At 27.7% G+C, this 23394-nt stretch carries 23 protein-coding genes; 20 read left to right on the top strand and 3 right to left on the bottom strand.

Annotation, left to right across the window (positions count from 1 at the left end):
* Positions 1-8 precede the first annotated feature (8 nt).
* The 3 genes from eda (at position 9) to uxaC (ending at position 3896) form a co-directional block, all read left to right on the top strand.
* Positions 9-659, top strand: a complete 651-nt coding sequence (eda, locus tag NSA50_RS04535; protein ID WP_195265302.1) for a bifunctional 4-hydroxy-2-oxoglutarate aldolase/2-dehydro-3-deoxy-phosphogluconate aldolase — start codon at positions 9-11, stop codon at positions 657-659.
* A 111-nt stretch (positions 660-770) separates the two neighbouring features.
* Positions 771-2384, top strand: a complete 1614-nt coding sequence (locus NSA50_RS04530) for a mannitol dehydrogenase family protein (protein WP_257443271.1) — start codon at positions 771-773, stop codon at positions 2382-2384.
* Positions 2385-2480: 96 nt separating this feature from the next.
* Positions 2481-3896: a glucuronate isomerase gene (gene uxaC, locus NSA50_RS04525; RefSeq protein WP_195265306.1), complete on the top strand. Its 1416-nt coding sequence runs from the start codon at positions 2481-2483 to the stop codon at positions 3894-3896.
* An 84-nt stretch (positions 3897-3980) separates the two neighbouring features.
* Here uxaC and NSA50_RS04520 read toward each other — a convergent pair whose 3' ends face one another.
* Positions 3981-4667, bottom strand: a complete 687-nt coding sequence (locus NSA50_RS04520; RefSeq protein ID WP_195265308.1) for a GntR family transcriptional regulator — start codon at positions 4665-4667, stop codon at positions 3981-3983.
* A 338-nt stretch (positions 4668-5005) separates the two neighbouring features.
* Here NSA50_RS04520 and NSA50_RS04515 point away from each other — a divergent pair, with 338 nt between their 5' ends.
* From NSA50_RS04515 to NSA50_RS04485, 7 genes are all read left to right on the top strand, one after another.
* Entirely contained in the window at positions 5006-6367 is a 1362-nt protein-coding gene (locus NSA50_RS04515) for a PTS transporter subunit EIIC (RefSeq protein ID WP_195429210.1), read from the top strand.
* 146 nt (positions 6368-6513) lie between these two features.
* Entirely contained in the window at positions 6514-7815 is a 1302-nt protein-coding gene (locus NSA50_RS04510; RefSeq protein ID WP_195265313.1) for a homoserine dehydrogenase, read from the top strand.
* A 163-nt stretch (positions 7816-7978) separates the two neighbouring features.
* Entirely contained in the window at positions 7979-8293 is a 315-nt protein-coding gene (locus NSA50_RS04505; protein WP_195429212.1) for a rhodanese-like domain-containing protein, read from the top strand.
* A 364-nt stretch (positions 8294-8657) separates the two neighbouring features.
* The gene (gene infC / locus NSA50_RS04500) at positions 8658-9170 is read left to right on the top strand and encodes a translation initiation factor IF-3 (RefSeq protein ID WP_195265418.1); all 513 of its coding nucleotides are present in this window, start codon (positions 8658-8660) and stop codon (positions 9168-9170) included.
* 20 nt (positions 9171-9190) lie between these two features.
* Positions 9191-9388 (top strand): 50S ribosomal protein L35, encoded by a 198-nt coding sequence (gene rpmI, locus NSA50_RS04495; RefSeq protein WP_195265317.1) that lies wholly within the window; start codon positions 9191-9193, stop codon positions 9386-9388.
* Positions 9389-9414: 26 nt separating this feature from the next.
* Entirely contained in the window at positions 9415-9771 is a 357-nt protein-coding gene (gene rplT, locus NSA50_RS04490; protein WP_195265319.1) for a 50S ribosomal protein L20, read from the top strand.
* 220 nt (positions 9772-9991) lie between these two features.
* Positions 9992-10918, top strand: coding sequence for a patatin-like phospholipase family protein (locus tag NSA50_RS04485; RefSeq protein ID WP_195429214.1), 927 nt, complete (start codon positions 9992-9994; stop codon positions 10916-10918).
* A gap of 34 nt (positions 10919-10952) precedes the next feature.
* Here NSA50_RS04485 and NSA50_RS04480 read toward each other — a convergent pair whose 3' ends face one another.
* The gene (locus NSA50_RS04480; RefSeq protein ID WP_195265322.1) at positions 10953-11507 is read right to left on the bottom strand and encodes a hypothetical protein; all 555 of its coding nucleotides are present in this window, start codon (positions 11505-11507) and stop codon (positions 10953-10955) included.
* 331 nt (positions 11508-11838) lie between these two features.
* Here NSA50_RS04480 and NSA50_RS04475 point away from each other — a divergent pair, with 331 nt between their 5' ends.
* Positions 11839-13596: an SUV3 family DEAD/DEAH box RNA helicase gene (locus NSA50_RS04475; protein ID WP_257443373.1), complete on the top strand. Its 1758-nt coding sequence runs from the start codon at positions 11839-11841 to the stop codon at positions 13594-13596.
* A gap of 54 nt (positions 13597-13650) precedes the next feature.
* Here NSA50_RS04475 and NSA50_RS04470 read toward each other — a convergent pair whose 3' ends face one another.
* Complete coding sequence (locus NSA50_RS04470) at positions 13651-14967, bottom strand: MATE family efflux transporter (RefSeq protein ID WP_257443262.1); 1317 nt, start codon at positions 14965-14967, stop codon at positions 13651-13653.
* Positions 14968-15130: 163 nt separating this feature from the next.
* On the opposite strand from NSA50_RS04470, the gene NSA50_RS04465 reads away from it, so the two are divergent.
* The 9 genes from NSA50_RS04465 (at position 15131) to NSA50_RS04425 (ending at position 23257) form a co-directional block, all read left to right on the top strand.
* Positions 15131-15547: a DUF3785 family protein gene (locus tag NSA50_RS04465; RefSeq protein ID WP_195265328.1), complete on the top strand. Its 417-nt coding sequence runs from the start codon at positions 15131-15133 to the stop codon at positions 15545-15547.
* A gap of 73 nt (positions 15548-15620) precedes the next feature.
* Positions 15621-15758 carry a clostri-philic family protein gene (locus NSA50_RS04460; RefSeq protein ID WP_195265330.1) on the top strand — a complete coding sequence of 46 codons (138 nt, stop codon included), beginning with the start codon at positions 15621-15623 and terminating at the stop codon, positions 15756-15758.
* A 282-nt stretch (positions 15759-16040) separates the two neighbouring features.
* On the top strand, positions 16041-16814 hold the full coding sequence (locus tag NSA50_RS04455) for a YdcF family protein (protein WP_257443258.1): 774 nt from the start codon (positions 16041-16043) through the stop codon (positions 16812-16814).
* 147 nt (positions 16815-16961) lie between these two features.
* Complete coding sequence (locus NSA50_RS04450) at positions 16962-17345, top strand: NUDIX domain-containing protein (protein ID WP_195265334.1); 384 nt, start codon at positions 16962-16964, stop codon at positions 17343-17345.
* Positions 17346-17906: 561 nt separating this feature from the next.
* A complete protein-coding gene (locus NSA50_RS04445) occupies positions 17907-18152 on the top strand; it encodes a TM1266 family iron-only hydrogenase system putative regulator (protein ID WP_195265336.1) in 246 nt (81 codons plus the stop codon).
* A gap of 80 nt (positions 18153-18232) precedes the next feature.
* Positions 18233-19360 (top strand): [FeFe] hydrogenase H-cluster radical SAM maturase HydE, encoded by a 1128-nt coding sequence (hydE, locus tag NSA50_RS04440; RefSeq protein WP_257443256.1) that lies wholly within the window; start codon positions 18233-18235, stop codon positions 19358-19360.
* A 25-nt stretch (positions 19361-19385) separates the two neighbouring features.
* Positions 19386-20762: a [FeFe] hydrogenase H-cluster radical SAM maturase HydG gene (gene hydG, locus NSA50_RS04435; RefSeq protein ID WP_195429220.1), complete on the top strand. Its 1377-nt coding sequence runs from the start codon at positions 19386-19388 to the stop codon at positions 20760-20762.
* 12 nt (positions 20763-20774) lie between these two features.
* A complete protein-coding gene (hydF, locus tag NSA50_RS04430; RefSeq protein WP_195265342.1) occupies positions 20775-21983 on the top strand; it encodes a [FeFe] hydrogenase H-cluster maturation GTPase HydF in 1209 nt (402 codons plus the stop codon).
* Positions 21984-22021: 38 nt separating this feature from the next.
* Complete coding sequence (locus tag NSA50_RS04425; protein WP_195265344.1) at positions 22022-23257, top strand: NAD(P)-dependent oxidoreductase; 1236 nt, start codon at positions 22022-22024, stop codon at positions 23255-23257.
* Positions 23258-23394 lie beyond the last annotated feature (137 nt).

The raw sequence follows: 23394 nt of genomic DNA, 5'->3' as shown, positions 1-23394 counted from the left end.
GAGATATTATGGATATTTTAAAAAAAATACAAGAATATAGAATAGTTCCAGTTGTAAGACTTGATAATGTCGAAGATGCAATCCCCTTAGCAAAAGCTTTATGTAATGCAGGTTTACCTATTGCAGAAATTACTTTTAGAACAGAAGCGGCATGTGAGTGTATGATTAAAATGCTTAAAAAGTTTCCGGATATGATTGTTGGAGCTGGAACAATTATTAATGTTAAGCAAGCAAAAAAAGCTATTGAATCAGGGGCAAAGTTTATTGTTTCACCTGGATTTGATGAAAACGTTATTAGATTTTGTCAAGATAATGGAATAATTACAATACCAGGGTGTTCAAATGCAACAGATATACAGAGAGCAACTAACCTAGGGATAAAAGTGATTAAATTTTTTCCAGCTGAAGCCTCTGGTGGACTAAAGGCAATTAAAGCTCTATCAGCTCCATTTTATGAAATGATGTTCATGCCAACAGGTGGAATAACTGAAGATAATTTATTAGAATACTTGGATTATGATAAAGTAATTGCTTGTGGTGGGTCGTGGATGGTTAATGAGAATTTGTTAAAATATAAAAAGTTTGAGGAAATTGAAAGTTTATCACATAAGGCAATGATGAAAGCATCAATCTTTGGAATTAAAGAATTATTATTTTAAAAGACTTTATTTAGAAAAAACAATAAGCGACTGTTTTGAAATATATTATTAGACTTAAGAAGTTTATCATGGAATCTTTTTAATTAAACTTTTATATAAGCGGAGGAATTTATGAAATTAAATGAAGAAGGTTTGAAAAATAAACGATTATGGGTGGATAAAAATTATAAGCTTCCTGAATATGAGAGGGAGAAGGTTATTAAAAAAACAAAAGAATCACCTGAATGGATTCATTTTGGAGCAGGAAATATATTTAGAGCTTTCCAAGCAAATGTTGTTCAAAATCTACTAAACAAAAATATTTTAGATAAAGGGTTAATTGTTGCAGAAGGCTATGATTACGAGATTATTAGCAAAATGTATAAATCCCACGATAATTATAGTATTTTAATGACTCTAAAATCAGATGGAACTTTGGAAAAAACAGTTATAGGTAGTGTTACTGAAGCACTTGAGTTAGATACTGAGAATAAAGAAGATTTCAAAAGATTAAAAGAAATTTTTTCTAACCCTTCTTTAAAGATGGTGAGTTTTACAATAACGGAAAAGGGATATTTATTGGTTGATGCAAAAAATATGCTTTTACCTTTAGTTCAAGAAGATATGATTAATGGTCCTACAAATCCTAAAAGTTATATTGGAAAAGTTACTGCATTATTATATGAGCGTTTTAAAAGTGGACAACTTCCAATAGCGATGGTAAGTATGGATAACTGTTCTCACAATGGAGACAAATTGTATCAAGCTATATCAGCCTTTGCAATTGCATGGACAGAGAATAAAGTTGTTGAAAAAGAGTTTGTTAAATATGTTAATGATAAAAATAAGGTTTCTTTTCCATGGACAATGATTGATAAAATTACACCTAGGCCAAATGAATTAGTGCATGAAATTCTTAAAAGAGATTCAATTGAAGATATTGAACAAATAATAACTTCTAAAAAAACATATGTTGCTCCATTTGTTAATGCTGAAGAATCTGAATATCTTGTAATTGAAGATAATTTCCCAAATGGGAAAATAAATTTAGAGCAAGGTGGAGTTATATATACTGATCGTTGTACCGTAGATAAGGTGGAAAAAATGAAAGTTTGTACATGCCTGAATCCTTTGCATACAACACTTGCAATTTTCGGATGTTTATTAGGTTATAATTTGATTTATGATGAAATGAAAAACCCTATACTTAGAAAATTAGTTGAAAATATTGGGTATATTGAAGGACTTCCAGTTGTTGTAGATCCTGAAATTATAAACCCTAAGGACTTTATTAATGAAGTCTTAAATGTACGAATTCCTAATCCTTTTTTACCTGATACACCTCAACGTATAGCAACTGATACATCACAGAAATTAGCTATAAGATTTGGCGAAACAATAAAAGCATATAAAGGGAAGGGGATGCCAATTAATAATTTGTTATATATACCTCTAGTATTTGCAGGATGGCTAAGATACTTAATGGGAATTGATGATAACGGAAATTCATTTACCTTAAGTCCAGATCCGCTGTTAGATGTGCTTTATCCGCATATCTCAGGGATAACTATCAGTGAAGATGAATTAGATATTCATGAAAAAATTAAGCCTATATTAGAGAATAAATTAATTTTTGGAGTAGATTTATACGAAGTTGGGTTAGGAGATTTAGTTGAAAGATATTTTAAAGAAATGATAAGTGATACTGGTGCTGTTCAAACAACATTAGAAAGATATTTGGTATAAATACGAGTAGTTGTTTTTAGAAATATTGCTTAAGTTTTTTGAAGGTGATTACTATAAAGCTTAGATTTAATGAGATACCAATATGGGGGGAAGTGTATGGATCAATTTATGAATGAAGATTTTTTATTAAATTCTGATGTGGCAAAAAAATTATATCATAATTATATAGAAGATATGCCAATTGTTGATTATCATTGCCATTTAGACTCAAAAGAAATAGCAGAAGATAAAAGATTTCAAAATATAACAGAGCTTTGGTTAGGTGGAGATCATTATAAATGGCGATTAATGCGTGCTAATGGTGTAGAAGAAAAATATATAACTGGAAATGCAAGTGATAGAGAGAAATTTCAAAAGTGGGCAGAAACTCTTGAAAAAGCAATTGGTAATCCATTATATCATTGGAGTCATTTAGAATTGAAAAGATATTTTGACTATGATGGATGTTTAAATAAAGAAACTGCTGAGGAGGTTTGGACTTTATGTAATAAAAAATTACAAGAAAGTTCAATGAGTGTAAAAAGCATAATTAAAAATAGTAATGTTAGAATTATATGCACAACTGATGACCCGATTGACAGCCTAATTTGGCATAAAAGGATTTTAGAAGATGAGGGCTTTGGCGTTCAAGTTATACCAGCATGGCGTCCAGATAAAGCAATGGATATAGAGAAAGATGATTATTTAGATTATATTGATAAACTATCTAATGTTACTAAAATTGCAATTAAATCCTTTGATGATTTAAAGGTTGCTTTAAAAAAGCAAATGGAATATTTTAATAGTATGGGGTGTAAAACTAGTGATCATGGATTAAGTTATGTAATGTTTAAAAAAGTAGATTATAAAACTGCTGAAAATATATTTCAAAGGAGATTATCAGGAGAAAAGATATCTAAGGAAGAGCAACATCAATTTAAAACAGCATTTTTATTGTTTTCTGGTAAGGAGTATCATAAATTAAATTGGGTAATGCAACTGCATTTTGGAGTAAGACGAGATAATAATGAGATATCATATAAAAATTTGGGACCCAATACAGGCTTTGATTGTATTGATAATGTTTTTCCAGCAGATGAATTAATAAAATTTTTAGATGAATTAAATTGTGCAAATGAATTACCAAAAACAATTTTATATAGCTTAAATCCCAATGATAATGCAATAATTGATTCTTTGGCTGGATGTTTTCAAGAAGAAGGTATAAAAAGTAAGGTGCAGCATGGTGCAGCATGGTGGTTTAATGATCATAAAATAGGTATAGAACAGCAAATGATATCTTTAGCAAATTTCGGACTATTAGCTAACTTCGTGGGGATGTTAACTGATTCAAGAAGTTTTCTTTCATATACACGTCATGAATATTTTAGAAGAATTTTGTGTAATTTATTGGGAGACTGGGTTGTAAAAGGTGAGTATCCTAATGATATAAATAGAATTGCTAATATTGCAAAAGATATTTCCTATAGAAATGCTATAGAATATTTTAATTTTAAATTAGAGAATAAATAATTAGCATTTATCTATAATTTTTAACTTATTATTAAAAAGACAATTTTACTAAATGGTAAGATTGTCTTTTTTATATAACGTATTTTATATAGGCGTATTTACGAAATATTCAGGATGAAGTTTTTTTAGTTCAATTTCGTGGATTCTAAATTTTTCTAAATGAGATTTAATAATTTCTAAAGCCTTATCTTTATTTGAATTTTTTATAGCATTAAGTAGTTGTACATGTTCTTCATAAGTATTAGTATCCTTTAACATATATGCGCTCATATTTCTAACACGGTCAAAATGCGCGCTCATACTTTTCATAAGATTATAGCATTGAGATTTATTACATAGATTAAATAATTCTTTATGAAAAGAATTATCTAATTCTAAAAGTTTTTCAGGATTATTTTGATTCATATAGAATTTTTGTAAATTAAGATTTTCATCTAATTTCTCAAAGTTTATTGATTTGCAATTGTTACAAGCATACTCAACAATAGCTGTTTCTAAGGCTAAACGCATGAAGTTAGCTTCTTCAACAAGATTATAATCAACTAATGATACTTTACTTCCTCTTTGAGGTAGAATTTCTACTAATTTGATTCTGAAAAGTTCAATCATTGCTTCTCTTACAGGGGTTCTTGAGAGACCTAGCTGTGAAGATAATTCATTTTCACTAACCATTGTTCCAGGTTTTAAATCTAAAGAAATAATGTTATTTAATATGACTCTATAAGCATACTCTCTAGAAGTTTCTTGAGGTAGCTTTTCTGATATATGCATATAAATGGTCCTCCAATTGTTAACTAGTATTATAAAATTACTTAAAATAATTAATGTTAACATTATAATATTAACATATTTAATTTGCAAAATAAAAAGTGTTTATTATTTTTGATTGGGTTTAGTATATTAAGTTTAGATTTATGATTTTTTAAAGCTAATAGTATATTAAATATTTATTATATATCAAATATAAAGGTCATATAAATATAGTGGGTTTAAAACATAAGATGGAATTTTAAATATTGATAATTTAGAGGAGGGGTATATGAACGAAGAATAATAAAGTTTCATGGTAATCTAGGAATTATATTATTATTTATAAGGGGTGATTTTTTATGACAAATCAAGAAATTGCAAAGCAACTAATAGAACTAGTTGGTGGAAAAGACAATATAAAATCAGTTAATAATTGTATGACACGATGCAGATTAGAACTTGAGAATATTGAAATGGTTGATATTGCAAAAATAAAAAAATCTGATGGTGCCTTAGGGGCTGTTATGTCAAATGGACAAGTTCAGGTTATATATGGACCTGGAAAGGCAGCTAAAGTAGCAGAAGAAGTAAGAAAAATAACAGGAATATCAATGTTAATTGGTGATGAGGCTGTAAAAGCTACAAAAGCTAATTTGAAAAGTAAAAATAATACGCCAGTAAAAAATGCTTTAAGAAAATTAGGAAATATATTTATTCCTTTAATTCCTCTATTTGTAGCATGCGGGCTTGTTCTAGCTGTAAACAATATATGTAATGTTCAATTTGGAGATTCATATAAGACAACATCAGCAGGTCAAATTATAGGATTAATAGGAAATGGAGTATTTTCAATATTGTCTATCTTAGTTGGTGTAAATGCAGCTAAAGAGTTTGGTTCACAAATGCCAATGATGGGTGGAGTTTTAGGAGGAATACTATCATCTTCAGCATTAGCGAATATAACTTTATTTGGAAAAGTTTTAACTCCAGGTAGAGGTGGAATTATTTCTGTTATATTAGTTGTATTATTATCTGTATTTATTGAAAAGGCTTGTAGAAGATTTGTTCCAGATGTATTAGATTTATTTATAACTCCTTTAATAACATTATCATTATCAGTTTTAGCAGCATTATTTATTTTACAACCAGTTGGTGGATTTATTTCGGATGGAATTGGGTTTATAGTAGCTCAAACAATATCTTCTGATAATACTATAGTTTCTGTTCTTTCAGGAGCAGTTTCAGGGGCATTATTCTTACCATTAGTTATGACAGGAATGCATCAAGCGTTAACACCTATACATGCTGACTTAATAGCAAATGCAGGATATACAGTACTGCTACCGATACTTGCAACAGCAGGTATGGCACAGGTTGGTGCCACTATTGCTGTAGTAGTTAAAACTAAAAATCAAAGATTAAAGAAAACCGCTCAAAATGGATTGATTCCAGGTTTTTTAGGAATAGGAGAGCCATTAATTTATGGTGTTACATTACCATTAGGTAAGCCATTTTTAGGAGCATGTTTAGGTGCCGGAGTTGGTGGGGCTGTAATGGCCTTTTTAAAAGTTGGATCTGTAGCTATAGGGGTTTCAGGTTTACCTTTAGCTTTACTAATAGCAGATGGTAAAATGCTAGTTTTCTTAATAGGTGTATTAGTCTCTTATGTAGCGGGATATTTCTTTACTGCGTTACTAGGTTTTGATGATCCAATAGATTAATAAATAACTTTAGTTTTAAACTCATTCTACATATATATGCAGAATGAGTTTTTTCTTTTAAATTAGAACTAGTAATAGTAAAAATATGGATTAATTAGTATAATAGATATATTAGCAATAAGCAAACTAAATAAGGGGGAATTAAGATGAAAAAGGTCAAAATTGCTTTAATGGGGCTAGGCAATGTTGGACGCGGCGTCTGGATGATATTAAATTCAAACAAAGAAGAAATTATGAAAAGATCAGGTTACGAGGTAGAGGTAGCAAAAATATTAGTTAGAGATTTAGAAAAAGATAGATCTATAGATATACCTAAAGAACTTCTAACAACAGATTTTAATGAAATTATTAATGATGATTCAATTAAAATTGTAGTAGAAGTAATGGGTGGAATTGAACCAGCTAGAGAATATATGATAGAATCTATGAAAAGAAAAAAACATATTGTTACGGCAAATAAAATGCTTTTAGCTACTGGTGGGGATGAGCTTTTTGAAAAAGCTGATAGTGAAGGTGTTATGTTTAACTATGAAGCTAGCGTTGCAGGTGGAATTCCAATAATAAATGGAATAAATGAGAGCTTAACAGCTAATAAAGTAGAAAGGCTATATGGAGTAGTAAATGGAACAACTAATTATATATTAACAAAAATGGAATTTGATAATTTAAGTTTTGATGAAGCTTTACATCAGGCTCAAGAAATGGGATATGCTGAAGCAGATCCAACATCAGATATTGAAGGATTTGATTCTCAATATAAATTAGCCATATTATCCTCTCTTGCATTTGGAACTAAAATAGAAGTTGAAAATGTATATAGAGAAGGAATAACAAATATTGAATCAATAGATATACAGTATGCTAGGGAATTCAAAAAGGTAATAAAATTATTGGCTATAGTTAAAGATAATGATGGAAGGCTTGAACTAAGAGTGCATCCAACGATGATACCACAAAATCATCCCTTAGCAAATGTTTACGATTCTTTTAATGCAATTTTTATAAAAGGAAATGCTGTAGGAGACTTAATGTTTTATGGTAGAGGTGCTGGAGACTTACCAACAGGAAGTGCAGTAGTATCTGATATTGTATCAATATTAAGAAGTAATATCGATATAGACAACCTAAATCCAGTAGTGAAAAATAATTTGTGGGATAAAGAAATCGGGAGTATAAGAGAGATAACAAGTAAATATTATATAAGGCTAACAGTAGAAGATAGACCAGGTGTTTTAGGTGAAATAACTTCAGTATTTGGTGGGATGAATGTCAGCTTACTTTCAGTTATACAAAAAGGAATAGATAATGATAATGAAAATAAGGTTACTTTAGTTTTAGTTACACATTATACTAAGGAAGAAAATATAATTGAATCTATAGATAGTATATGCAAATTGAACTCTGTGTATAAGATTAATAATTTAATAAGAATAGAAGAATTTAATTAATAATTATAGAATTTAGGAGAGAAAATATATTAGTTAATATATTTTATAATCTCCTTTATTTTTTTATTTATAAATAGATAATAATTACTTCTATATAATAAGTTGTACTGATAGTATTTAAGGATTATAATAGTAGAAAATAATAAAAACAAGAGGTAAACATATGAGTAATATAAAATCAATTAATAATGAGCAAGCTCAAAAGTTAATTAAAGATAAAAAAGATTTATTAATATTAGATGTAAGAAGACCAAATGAATTTAAGGAATCAAAGATAATAAATTCTATAAATATACCTGTAGATGAACTAGAGTGGGAACTAGATGAGATAGAAGAATATAAAGATAAGCCTATTTTAGTTTATTGCAAGGTAGGAATGAGAAGTAGTGTTGCTTGCTCTATATTAGAGGAAGAAGGATTTAGTAACTTATATAATTTAAGAGGAGGGATTTTAGATTATACAGGAGAAATCGAGTAGTATAGATTATAATTGCATTAAAAGAAGATAATATGGTTATTATCAGATGTTATGTAAATTTATACGGAAAAATAAATACATAAAGGGCTATATAAAAATAAAAAGTTATATAGTATAATATATGATATAATTGTAAATAATAAATAATGTAAAAAGATTGACACGATAAAAAAAGAATGATAGAATAAGTAATGGATTTAAGAAGAAACTGCCGTTTCTCACCTTACGGCAATGCTTAGTAGGGTAATGTAGTTTGTAATAATTTCTAGTTATTTTAACTAGTTTTTTATAAGTACTAGAGGGCGGCATAATATGTCCTCTATTTTTGTTGTGTTTGTATTTAAAATTTTGGAGGTGACTTGGTATAAGTAAGGATTTTACTTGTAATGAAAATATAAGAGTTAAGGAAGTTAGAGTGATTGATTCAGAAGGAAATCAATTAGGTGTACTTCAAACAAAGGAAGCTCAAAGAATTGCTGATGAGAAAGAATTAGATTTAGTTATGATTTCTCCAAATGCTAATCCACCAGTATGTAAAATAATGGATTTAGGTAAGTATATTTATGAGCAATCAAAGAAAGAAAAAGAAGCTAAGAAAAAGCAAAAAGTAACTACTCTTAAAGAAATAAGATGTAGTCTTACAATTGAAGAAAATGATATTGCAATAAAAGCAAAGAATGCTAGAAAGTTTTTATTAGACGGGGATAAAGTTAAAATCACTGTTAGATTTAAAGGAAGAGAAGCACAATTAGGACATATTGGACAAAAAATATTAGATAACTTTGTTTCTAAATTAGAAGACGTTTGTGTTGTTGAAAAGCCTGCTAAGCATGAAGGTAGAAATATGACAATGGTTTTAGGCCCTAAAAAAGCGTAACTTGAGAGGAGATAAGTATCATGCCAAAAATGAAAACCCACAGAGGTGCAGCAAAGAGATTTAAGAAAACTGGAACTGGAAAATTAAAAAGAGCTAAGGCTTTTAAGAGTCATATATTAACAAAGAAAAGTTCTAAGAGAAAGAGAAACTTAAGAAAAAGTGCTTATGTTTCAACTACTCAAGAAAAAGCAATGAAGAAATTATTACCATACCTATAATATAGAGGTTTTTAGGAGGATTAAACATGGCTAGAGTTAAAAGAGCGGTAAATGCTCGTAAGAATCATAAAAAAGTATTAAAGCTTGCAAAAGGTTACTACGGTGGAAAAAGCAGATTATTTAAAACTGCTAATGAATCAGTAATAAGAGCTTTAAGAAATGCTTATGTTGGAAGAAGATTAAAGAAAAGAGATTTTAGAAGACTTTGGATAGCAAGAATTAATGCTGCTTCAAGAATGAATGGACTTTCATATTCAAAATTCATGAACGGAATTAAATTAGCTGGAATTGATATGAACAGAAAAATGTTATCAGAAATAGCTATAAACGATCCAAAAGCTTTTGCAGATTTAGTTGAATTAGCAAAAAGCTCAATTAAATAGTTTATACTATTAAAAAACACCTTAAAATTTTTATTTTAAGGTGTTTTTTTATTATAATAATGATAGTTATTAATTTAATGAATCAAAATGGAAAATTTGGGAAGAATATAAAAGTAAATTTGCATCATAAAATTAAATAAAAAGTATAATTAACAAAATTTAAATATTAATTATATAATAGATATAAGATTTGCAAACTTTTAAAAAAGAGGGGATCAACATGAAAATAGGATTGGTATTGTCTGGAGGGGGAGGAAAAGGAGCATATGAGCTTGGGGTTTGGAAGGCATTAAATGAACTTAGGATTGATAAATACATAGAAGTATTCTCTGGAACATCAATTGGAGCTTTTAATGCAGTATTATTTGCACAAAATAATATGAAAGATGCAGAAGCACTATGGGAGGAAGTAACTATAGATAAGCTTATTCCTATTAGTAAATTTGAATTACTTAAAAAAGGAGTTGGACTTATACTTGGTGGAAAAAATCTAAATATAGCCAAAAAATATATGAGTCAAAAGATAGAAGAAGGCGCAGTTTCAAAAGATGGAGCAAAAGAGATAATAAATAAGTATTTAGATATAAGCTTAATGAAAAGTAATAACAAGATTTGCTATGCTGCTTGTACTGAATTACCAGACTTTAAAGTGAAATATTTTAAAATAAATGATTTTACAGAAGATATAGGAAAAGAAATTGTTATAGCATCAGCATCTTTACCTTTAATATATGAACCAACCGAATTGTTTGGATGTAAATATATAGATGGAGGTATTTCGGATAATACACCTATCCAGCCTGTTTATGGCGAAGGTTGCGATATAATAATTGTAGTAATGTTGTCAAAAGAAGCAAGGATTGATAGATCATTATATCCAAATACAAAGATTATAGAAATATATCCAAGGAATTTAAATGAAAGTGTGATAAATGGAACTTTGAATTTAGATGATTCAGCAAAGAAGAATAGGATAAAAGAAGGATATGAAGATACAATATCACTTTTAGAGCCTATAATGAAGATGACTGAATTTAAGAATAGGATAGAAGAAGAAAGAGCTTTTCCAAAGTTATTTAAAATATATAATTTTTTAAAAGATCTATTTAAATCTAATAAAGAAGATGATATAAGCATAAGTTCATAAACTAAAAAACTGAGATTATTACTCTCAGTTTTTTTCAATACATCAAATTAGAATATTTGCTATTATATTCATAAGCTAATCCTTCATATATGAACTCTTTATGAGTTATATTAAGTAAATCACTTGGTTTTGTTAACCCAGGAATTTTATCAGAGTCATAAATATTACTTTTTATTAAAAGATGTGATATAAACTCAGAACAAAAATAGTGATTATTTCTTTTAATTGGTTTTTGAATAGCAACACCTATTAATCCTAATAAGCTATACTTATATTTTTTTTGTTCTTTTAAAAAGCTTTCTAATTCTTCATTTAATAATTTATATTGTTCATCATCTATGCTAATCTTATAAATAACACATTTACTATTTTCAAATCTTTTATAAACACCATCTTTTAAGTCTTCTTCAACTAATCCTCCTATAAAAGGAATTTGAGGGAAAACTCGTCCAAATGAATACATTTTTTTGAATGAATTATCAAAGCTTAAGGAAACATGTACATATGGATCTTTTGTATAATAATTAATACATTTTGAAAGTAGTGTTCCAGTATTTGAAAAGACTAAATAAATATCTCTATTTTTCATTTTGTAAAATCATCCCCCGAATAAATATTAAATAATAAGCAAAATAAAAGCGTAAAATAAGTTGGTTAAATAAATATATATAAATTATATAGTATAAAGCTTAATTTATCCTTAAGAAAATATAAAAATATATAAAGTTTATTGTAATTATTAATAAATAATAAGCTAAGGTTTAAAAATTGCTAATAAAACTTGTTAGAAAGTAAATATGATACAATAAATATAATAATATTTGCTAAAATAATATAAACTAGAAATATATCAAAGAGCAAGTTATTATAATTTATAAATGGGATTTTTACAACAGGATTTTAAGGCGAGAGGTGATTATGTGAAAAAGAATGCAATGCAAAGAGAGTTTAAAAAGTTAAAATCGCAGATTAATCAAATAGAGGAAATAGCTCATAACTCGAAAGTAGGTGCTTTAATTGAACAAGAATCTTCTTTAAGGAAAAAGATAAGACTTCTTAAAGATATGGAAAGTGAAGGATTTAAGGATTTTTCAAGTATAAATGAAAGATATGAGGAGCTTTTAGAGTATATATCTAAGCGATTATTAGATGATTATAATAAAAAGAATAATACAGATTTTGATTTCTACCAAGTAATAAGGGGAAATTATAATAGCTTTATAAATTCAGGGTTTATGTCTGTATTAACAAGACAGCATATTCCTAAGTTAATTTCTAAGGAGTTTGAAGAAAACTTCCCAGACAATCCCAAAGATGAATATAGGTTAGCAAGAAATATTAAGAGAAAGATATATATACACTTAGGTGAAACCAATACTGGTAAAACTTATACGGCGATGGAAAGATTAAAAGTAGCAAAAAATGGAGTTTATTTATCTCCTCTTAGAATTCTTGCATTAGAAAACTATGAAAAATTAAATAATAGTGGAGTTATTTGTAACTTGTTAACAGGAGAGGAAGAAATATTAAAAGAAGGAGCTACTCATACATCTTGTACAATAGAAAAAGTAGATTTAAAAAAAGAATATGATATAGCTATTATAGATGAAATTCAAATGATAGATGATTCGCAAAGAGGAGCTGCTTGGACAAGAGCCTTACTTGGACTTAGATGTGATGAAATTCATATTTGTGGTGCATTGAATGCAAAGAGAATAGTTGAAAAGATAATCAAAGATTGTAATGATGATTATGAATTTAAAGAATATAAAAGAAGTATTCCATTAGAAATTCAAGAAAGTAATTTTAATTACAATCATGCAGAAGAAGGAGATGCAATAGTTGTATTTTCTAAGAAAAAAGTATTACAAATAGCAGAGCAATATTCAGATATGGGAATAAAAGCTAGTATAATATATGGAGATTTACCACCAGAGGTAAGAAGAAAACAATATGATATGTTTATTAATAAGGAAAATAAAGTTCTTATAACAACAGATGCTATAGGAATGGGAGTTAATTTACCTATAAAAAGAATAATATTTTTAGATATACAAAAATTTGATGGAGAGGAAATTAGGTATCTTACTTCACAAGAAGTAAAACAAGTTGCAGGCAGAGCAGGAAGAAAAGGAATTTATGAAGTTGGCTATGTTGCTACAGTAAGAGATAATCAAAAGTTTATAAAAGAAAAGCTTGAAGAAAATGATAAAATAATAAATGCAGCTGTTTTAGGACCATCAGAAGCTATTTTAAACATTAAAAATCTTCCACTAAATGAAAAACTAGCTTTATGGGCAACAAGAGAAGAATCAATAGATTATTATAGAAAAATGGATATAAATGAATATTTAATTATATTAGATAGTATTAAAAAATATAAATTGAAGGAAGAAATACAATGGGAATTATTAAAAATACCATTCGATATATCAAAAGATGAGCTTATGAATTCATTTTTAGATTATGTTGAGGAATTATTTGTGTTGAAAAATAAAGTAATAAGTAGACCTCAATGTTTTAGGGGAAATTTAGATGAGCTTGAATGCTATTATCAAAGGATAAATATGTACTATTCATTTTGCAAGGTATTTAATTTAGAATTTGATTTCAAATGGATTCATGAGGAAAGACTTAAGGTAAGTGAAGATATTAATGAAATATTGATAAGGATTTAAGTACTAAGAAGATAGATGAGAAAAAATTTCAACTATCTTCTTTTTATGTTTAAATTAAGTTGCTATCTTATTCCTTCTTAATAATAAATATAAAGATAATAAAAGACAAATCAATTCTGAAATTAAAGTTGCAATCCATATTCCAGTATCACCAAAATAAAATGATAAGGAAAATAAAGATAAGGAAATAAAAATAAGTCCTCTGGATATAGATATCATAGTTGCTTTAAATGCTTCCTCTATAGAAGTAAAATATCCAGAAATTAATACATTAAAGCCAAGAACTAAAAATGCGCAAGAAAATAAACGAAATGCTGAAATTGAATATGTAAATAAAGATGATGAAGAATTCTTTATAAATATATAAACAATTTCTTTAGCAAAAACCATGCAAATTATAAATATTGCAGCAGATGATATAGAAATAGCTTTTATGCTCATTTTTATTAATTTTTTTATTGTTTTAAATTCCTCTTTTCCATAATAATAACTACACAATGGTTGTATTCCTTGTGTTATTGCTATCATAGTCATTATTACTAAAGTATTTACGTAACAAATTATACTATATGTAACGATTCCATTTTCTCCTATATATTTCAATATAGTTTGATTAAAAAGAAGTATAACAATACCAGAAGTAAGTTCTGTTATTGCATCTGGAAATCCAATAGATAATATTCTTTTTAGGTATTTTACTTTAAACTTGAATTTAGTTAAACTTAGTTTAGATTTTTTACTCATAAAATGTGATAAAAAGAATATAAAAGATACTCCTTGAGAAATAATAGTCGCATATGCAGCACCCTTAATACCAAAATCTAAGACAATAACAAATAAAAAGTCCAATATTATATTAGTAAACGCAGAAATAATCATACCTATTATTGCAAGATAAGGATAGCCATCAGCTTTTGTTAATACTTCTAAACAATAAGAAATTATGAAAAATCCATTGAAGCTTATAATTATTTTTAAATAATCTTTTACTAGATTGAGAGTATTTTCAGTAGCGCCTAGGAAAAAAGATATCTTATCTAAATTTAATAAGCATATTAAAGTTATAAGTAGTGATACAGTAAGCATACAAAATAAATTAAAAGAAAAAAACTCATTAGCTTTTTTAATATTATTTTTTCCAATATAAATAGAAATTATGGTGGAAACTCCAGTTGAAAATAACATAGAAATTGCAAATATAAAGTTTATAAAAGGCATTGCTATATTCACTGCTGCAAGGGCAGTTTCTCCAACACCTCTACTAACAAAAATACCATCTACCATTGTATATAATGAAAATATCCACATTGCAGTAACTGATGGAACTAAGTACTTAAAAAATTGTCTTTTTAAAGATAGATTGCTATCCATTTGACTCTCCTTTACTGTCTAATTATGATATAATATATAAACTAACATAAAGATTATATCTTTAATTAAATAATATTACAAATTGCTAGCATTTAATTAAGATTAGTCTTAGAATAGCTTAAGGAAGTAAAATAAAACTTTTAATGTTGAAAGGAAGATATAAATGGTATATAAATTCAAATTTGATGAAAAAGAATATACTTTAGGAGAAGATAATTTAGAATACTTTGCAAATGATGAAAATGAAGAACTAGAGGAAATTGATGCAGAAAAGGTATTGGAACTACTTTCAAATAGTGATGAAGTAGATTTTCAAAATGCATATTATGAAAGTTGTTGCAGTAATTGCAAAGCTGGAAAGGAAGAAAAAAAGAAGGTTTTTGACTTTTTAGAGTTCTATTTTTATGCATATGGAAAAGATAATAAATTTGTGACAAGTAGTATCGATAATGAATACGGAAAAAAATCTTTCACTAGATTAAATAGAGAAGGAATAGTTGATAAAAGTTATTTAGTTACAGTTATAGTTTGTAAAAATTGTGGGACATATTCTGTGGAAATCGAAGAATTTGAGCTTTAATATATAAAGTAAAATATTTGATGTATTAAATTTTATTTAGGGTATAAAATACTTTTGAAAGGATGTGTTTTATATGCCAAAGAATGAGAAAGATATAAATCCTTTGCAAAAAGGTACAAGAAGACAAAAGTTACATAAGAATCAAGATAATGTAGGCAATGATGAAAATAGAGCTGAATACACAGATTTTGATGGCAATCCAATAAAATAGTTTAACTTTAAGATGGGTAAGATTAATCTTACCTATCTTTTTTATGTTCGAAAATCATACAAAGTTAATCTTCTAAAAATATTACATAAAGTTATTATTTTATGATGAATGAAAAATTTTATTTAATACTTAAAAATAAATTAAAATTGGGATTAATTGGGCATGAAGGGCGATAAATGTGATACTATAAAGTTAGATATTCATATAAAGGTATAATTCATAAATAAATATATAAATTAAAGTATCATTATAAAATAATTTCTAAATTGAAAGGAGTAGGTAATGATTAAGAAAATAGATTTAATAATTGGAATATTCATAGTTATATATTCTATAAGTATTAATTTAATCTTTGGGAAGATTAGTTTCAGTGAAGTATTTTTAGGAATTGGAATTATTCTAATTATTTATCACTATACAAAAGAAAAAATGAAACAATTTATTAATAGAAGAAAAAGTATTAAAGGAATGTTTAATATTATAAGGTACTTTATAACAATTATATTATTAATTTTTATTATAATAGAAAGTGCAATAGTTATATTCCCTAAAAATAATAAAATCTATTCAGATTATGTTATAGTTCTCGGAGCTGGTATTAAAGGAGAAAAGCCTAGTCTTACATTAATGCAAAGGTTAGATAAAGCTATTGAGTATGTTAATAATCAAGATAAAGAAGTTCAAATAATAGTTTCTGGAGGACAAGGAAGAGGGGAAGATATATCAGAAGCACAAGCAATGAAAAAGTATTTGGTGGATAATGGGATAAAAGAAGAATCAATAATAATGGAAGATAAATCTACAAGTACAAACGAAAATTTAATATTTTCAAAAGAAGTATTGGAAGATTGTACAAAGAAGAATATAGTAGATATAAATGTAAAGATAATAACATCAGATTTTCATGCATTTAGAAGTAACATGATAGCTAAAAAGTTAGGATATAGTAATATCAGCTTTTATACAAATAGCACGCTTCCAGTCCTAATTCCTGTTATGTATTCTAGAGAATTTTTAGCTATAATAAAGTCATATTTGATAGATATAAAAAAATAAATTTTGTAAAAATATCTAAAGGTAAATCTCGGTTTTTGTAGAATAATAGAGGTAGAATATTAATATGATTCTTAGAGTAATTTTTATATCACCTTTAATAAAATATTAATACAAACATAAAGAGTTAGGCTTAAGGGGGAAACGTTAATGGCTAAAGTTACAGAGTGCTCAATAATAATTAAAGATGATTTTAACAACGTATTTGTTGTTCAAAGAAAGACTAAAAAAAATGAACCAAAACTTTGGTATAGTGTTGGTAAAAAAGTAAGAGGAAAAGAATCAGAAGAAAAATGTGTTTCAAGAGCTGTAAAAGAAGATTTAAAATCTATAATATTTAATTTAGAAAGAATAGGGGAAGTTTTAAATAAAGAGAGAGATGAGTTGTGTGCAGTTTACAAAGGAGAACTTAAAGAGAGAGTAACATATGGAAATGATATAGTTGATGGTAAATGGTTAAGCATAAATGAAGTCGATGACTGTGATTTAGCACCAGGAGAAAAAGAAAAAATTTTAATGTATATTAATATATAAAATTTGATGAAAAATTGAGCTATGTTGATTAATATAGCTCTTATTTTTAATGTAACGAAAGTATAACTTTAGTATTGCATAAAATTAGAGCTATTGACATCATAAAGTTAAATAATTATCATATAAATAGAAAGGTGAATATTGGTTCATTTGTTTAGAGAAGATCTTTATTCATATGTTGAAATATTCATTTAAAATAAGTAGTTATTATCTAACAAAAAAGAGAAATCTGATTTGAAAGAGAATAGTAAATAGTATACTAATAATAAAAATTATAAAATTAAGTTGCAAGCTTAGTTTATTTTGTTTTGCTCTAAACTACTGTAATTTTTATTATTAATATAATAAGCCTATTTTCTTTGTATTTAAGAAAATAGGCTCTTTTTAATATATAAGAAAATATGAAACTTAAACTTTAAAGAATGTAATTATACAATGTTTTAGTATACCAATCTTGAGGAAATATATTAATTTATTATGTAAAGATCTGTATGTAAAATGAATTATTGTTAATCTAGCATGATAATGTTAAAGTAGCAATAAAAAATAGGGGGATAAGATATGAAGATAGGTGTAATAAGTGCAATATTAGAAGAACCAAGTAAGTGTAATGCTGAATTTAATGAAGTTGTTGCAAGTTTTAGAGGAAACATTAGGGGAAGGATGGGAATACCATTAGAAGATGGCATATCAATTATATCTATAGTTGTTACAGGTGATTTAAATGAAATTAATAGTTTAACAGGAAAGCTTGGAAACATTGAAGGAGTTACAGTTAAAACAGCAATTAGTAAAAAAGAGATGTAATAAGAAAAATAATTATAAGTACATAGCTAAACATAAATTTATTGCAAATAGTGATATAAATATCATTTGGAGGAGTGTATATGCAAGTTAAAAGTATTATAGACAAGCTTTATAACTTTAACAATGCTAGTGGAGAGGAGTTATTATTTTTATTAGATAATTTAAGTGAAGATGATAAGGTTTATCTAGTACAGAAAGCACATGAAACTAGAATGAAAACTTATGGAGATAAAGTCTATATGAGGGGACTTATTGAATTTACAAACTTTTGTAAAAAAAACTGTGTATATTGCGGCATAAGAAGAAGTAATAAAGATGCTGATAGATATAGACTTACAATGGAAGATATTATGGAATGCGTGGATATTGGAGATAGACTTGGATATAAAACTTATGTACTTCAAGGTGGAGAAGATGACTACTTTACTGATGAAAGAATGGTAGAAATAATAAAGATGATAAAAAATAAATATCCAAACAATGCTATAACCTTATCGTTAGGGGAAAGAAGCTATGATTCATATAAAAAAATGTATGAAGCAGGAGCTGATAGATATTTATTAAGACATGAAACAGCTACTAAAGAACTTTATGAAAAATTACATCCAGGAGCTAGCTTTGAAGAAAGAAGACAGTGCTTAAGAAATTTAAAAGAAATAGGATATCAAATAGGAGCAGGCTTTATGGTTGAGCTTCCAGAACAAACAAATAAAGATTTAGTTAACGATTTATTATTTGTTAAAGAGCTAGAACCACACATGTGTGGAATTGGGCCGTTTATACCTCATAAGGATACTCCACTAAAGGATGAAAAGGCAGGAACTGTTGAGAAAACTACTACAATGCTAGCTTTAGTAAGACTTTTATTACCAAATGTTTTATTACCTTCTACTACAGCTCTTGGAAGTATTGATCCAACAGGTAGAGAAAAGGGAATTAAAGCAGGAGGGAATGTGGTTATGCCAAATCTCTCGCCAACAAGTGTCAGAGAAAAGTATTCACTTTATGATGGCAAAATATGTACTGGAGATGAGGCAGCAGAATGCAGAAAATGCATAGAGGGGAGGATAAATAAAGCTGGATTTAAGGTTGAGGTAACAAGAGGAGATAATGTAGCATGGAGAAAAGAAAATGCTAATAAATTTACTAAAGTTATCGATAATAGAATCCAATGCGAAAATATACAAATAATTAAATTGAATAAATAATTTATAGATTATAGGGGTGTTTTATATGTTTATTGATCATGAGTATATTGAAAGAATTTTAGAAGAAGCAAAGGGAGCAACAAGTAAGGATATAAAGGCTGTTTTAGAAAAGGCTAAAAAAAGAGCGGGATTATCTTATGAAGATATAGCAGTTCTTCTTCAAGTAGAGGATAAAGAAGATTTAAAAGAAATATACAAATTAGCAGGGGAAATTAAGGATTCAATTTATGGTAAAAGAGTAGTAATTTTTGCACCGTTATATGTTAGCGATTATTGCGTAAATAATTGTGTTTATTGTGGATATAAAAGAAGTAATGACTTTGGAAGAAGAAAATTAACTATGGAAGAAGTAGCTGAAGAAGTTAAAATATTAGAAAAAATGGGACATAAGAGATTAGCATTAGAACTTGGGGAAGATCCAGTTAATGCACCAATAGACTACGTATTAGAATGCTTAGATACTATTTACAAAACTCAAAATGATAATGGAGAAATTAGAAGAGTTAATGTTAATATAGCTGCAACAACTGTAGAAGAATATAAAAGACTAAAAGAAGCTAAAATAGGTACTTATATATTATTCCAAGAGACATACCATAAACCAACTTATGATAAAATGCATCCAAAATCATTAAAAGGAGATTATAATTACCATTTAACTGCATTTGATAGAGCAATGGAAGCAGGAATAGATGATGTAGGAGCAGGAGTATTATTTGGACTAGCTGATCCTAAATTTGAAGTAATAGGACTTATGATGCATAATAGACACTTAGAAGAAAAATATGGAGTTGGATTCCATACAATTTCAATGCCAAGATTAAAGCCAGCTTCAGGGGTAACACTACAAGAGTTCCCTAATTTAGTAGATGATGAAATGTTTAAAAAGTTAGTTGCAATTATAAGAATAGCTGTACCATTTACAGGAATTATAATGTCAACAAGAGAAACAGCAGAAATGAGAAGAGAGCTATTAAGATGTGGTGTATCTCAAATCAGTGCAGGTTCAAGTACTGGAGTTGGGGGATATAAGGAAAGGGAAGAGGGTACAGAAACTCTTCAATTTAAGACATCAGATGATAGAACTCCATTAGAAGTAATAAAATCTGTTTTAGATGATGGATATATACCAAGCTATTGTACAGCATGCTATAGAAGAGGAAGAACTGGTGAAAGGTTTATGAAGCTTGCAAAGAGTGGTGAAATTCAAAATGTGTGTGAGCCTAATGCAATGACAACTCTTTTAGAATTTGCTATAGATTATGGTGATAAGGAAATATTAGAAAAAGCTGAAGCTGTTATAAAAACTGAGAGAGAAAGAATAAAGAGAGATGACATAAAAGAGCTTTTAGATAAAAACTTAGAAAGACTTAGAGCTGGAGAAAGAGATTTATATCTATAGGAGGATAACTGTATGAATTCAACACCAAATGCTAATAGAAAACATATAGCTGTTTTTGGAAAGACAAATGCAGGAAAGTCATCTTTGATAAATAGATTTTTAGGACAAGAAGTTTCGCTTGTATCTGAAAAAGAAGGAACAACTACAGATCCAGTACAAAAAGCTATGGAGCTTATACCAGTTGGACCAGTTTTAATTATAGATACAGCTGGATTTGGAGACAAAAGTGAACTTGGAGAAGTAAGAGTTAAAAGAACTCTAGATATACTTAAAAGAACTGATGTAGCAATTTATCTTTTTGATATTAATGATATTGATTTAGAAGAATTTAAAGAAGCTAAAAGAAATTTTAAAAAATATAATATACCTTATGTAGTTGTTATAAATAAATCTGATAGTGTTAATGAAAATATCTTAGAAGAATTACAAACTAAATTTAAAGATTCGATATTTTTATCCTCAAATACAGGTGAAGGAATTGAATTACTAAAGGAGAAACTTATAGAAATTTTAAAAGAAGAAGAGGAAGAACTACCGATAGTAGGAGATTTACTTCCTTATAATAGTAAAGTTATATTGGTTGTACCGATAGATTCAGAAGCTCCTAAAGGAAGAATAATTTTACCTCAAGTACAATGTATAAGAGATTGCTTAGATCACGGTATAAAGAGCTACGTTGTAAGAGATACAGAGCTTGAAAGTGCACTTGAAGAATTAAAGGATGTAGATTTAGTAATAACAGATTCTCAAGCATTTAAAGAAGTTGATAAAATTGTTCCTAAAAATATTAAGCTTACAAGTTTTTCAATGCTATTTGCAAGACAAAAGGGAGATTTCGAAGAGTTTATAAAAGGTGCTTTAAAAATCAAAGATTTAAATAAGAACTCAAGAATTTTATTTGCAGAAAGCTGTACTCATAATGTTTCACATGAAGATATTGGAAGAGTTAAAATTCCTAAGCTATTAAACAAATATGTTGGTGCTGATTTAACATATGATTATAGTATTTTCCATGACTTCCCTGAAGATATAGATAAATATGATTTGATAATTCATTGCGGAGCATGTATGATAAATAGAAAAACTGTAATTAATAGAGTAAAGCAATGTAAGGAAAAAAATGTTCCAATAACTAATTATGGTATTGTATTAGCATATTTAAATGGAATATTAGAAAGAAGCCTGTCTTTGTTTAATATTAAAAATGATGATATAATGTAGAAGCTTAAATTAACAAAGGAAAAAAGGGGGATATAATCATGAAAGAATTAGTTGTAGAATCAAATAGATGTTATATGTGTAAAAATCCAAAATGCCAAGCAAATTGTCCAATTAATACTCCTGTACCAGAAATAATAGGGTTATTTAAAGAGGGACAAATAGCAAAAGCAGGTGAAATACTATTTAAGAATAACCCCTTATCTTTAGTATGTTCTATAGTTTGTCCTCACGAGGATCAATGTAAAGGAAACTGCATTAGAGGAATTAAGGATGAACCAGTAAGCTTTTGTGATATTGAAAGACACATATCTAAATATTATTTAGAAAATATAAGGCTTGAAAAAGAAAATGAACTAGATGAAAGAGTGGCAATAATTGGGGGAGGTCCTGCAGGAATAACAATTGCATTTATATTGGCGCAAAAAGGATATAAAGTTACTATATTTGACTCACATGACAAGATTGGTGGAGTATTAAGATATGGTATTCCAGAATTTAGATTGCCAAAGAGTATTATAGATCATTATGAAGAAAGATTAATTGAACTCGGAGTTAAAATAAGGCCAAATACATTAGTTGGACCTGTATTAACTTTAGATAAACTTTTTTATGATGGATATAAAGCAATATTTATTGGTACTGGTGTATGGAACCCAAAAACTCTAGATATAAAGGGCGAAAGCTTAGGGAATGTACATTATGCAATTGACTATTTAAAATCACCTGAAGTATATAACTTAGGAAAGAAAGTATGCATAATAGGAGCTGGAGATGTTGCGATGGATGCAGCAAGAACAGCAAAGAGAAATGGAGCTAATGAAGTATATATACTATATAGAAAAGGTATGGAAAATGTACCTGCTACAAAAGCTGAATTAGAAGGAGCAATTTCAGATGGTATTAAATTTGAATTATTTAAGTCTCCTTTAGAATTAACAGAAGATGGAGTAAAATATATAGAAACAGAAAATGTTGTAGGTGAAGATGGAAGGATAAGTACTGTAACGGTCGAAGGTAAAGAAGGATTATTTGAATGTGATTCAATAATAATAGCTGTTAGTCAATCACCTAAAAACAATATTGTTTCAAATACAACAGGGCTTGAAACAAATAAATGGGGACTTCTATTAACTGATGAAGTTGGACATACAACAAGAGATGGAGTTTTTGCATCAGGAGATGTAGTTACTGGAGCTAAAACTGTAGTTAGGGCAGCATCACATGCTAAGATAGTTGCAGAAGAAATAGAAAAATATATATTGAAAAATAAATAATAAAATATTTTAAATTAGAGGCTATAGATTTATAGTCTCTAATTTTTGTGAGATTTTAGAAAAAGTTGTTTGTTATGAAAAATATATTATATGATATTTTTACATATATATACTATTGTATTAATAACTATTAGTTA

The organism is Clostridium mucosae, assembly GCF_024622765.1.
In the GTDB taxonomy this organism is placed as follows: domain Bacteria; phylum Bacillota; class Clostridia; order Clostridiales; family Clostridiaceae; genus Clostridium.
Note: the sequence above shows the minus strand (reverse complement) of the source record. Positions and strands in the feature narration are given on the sequence as shown.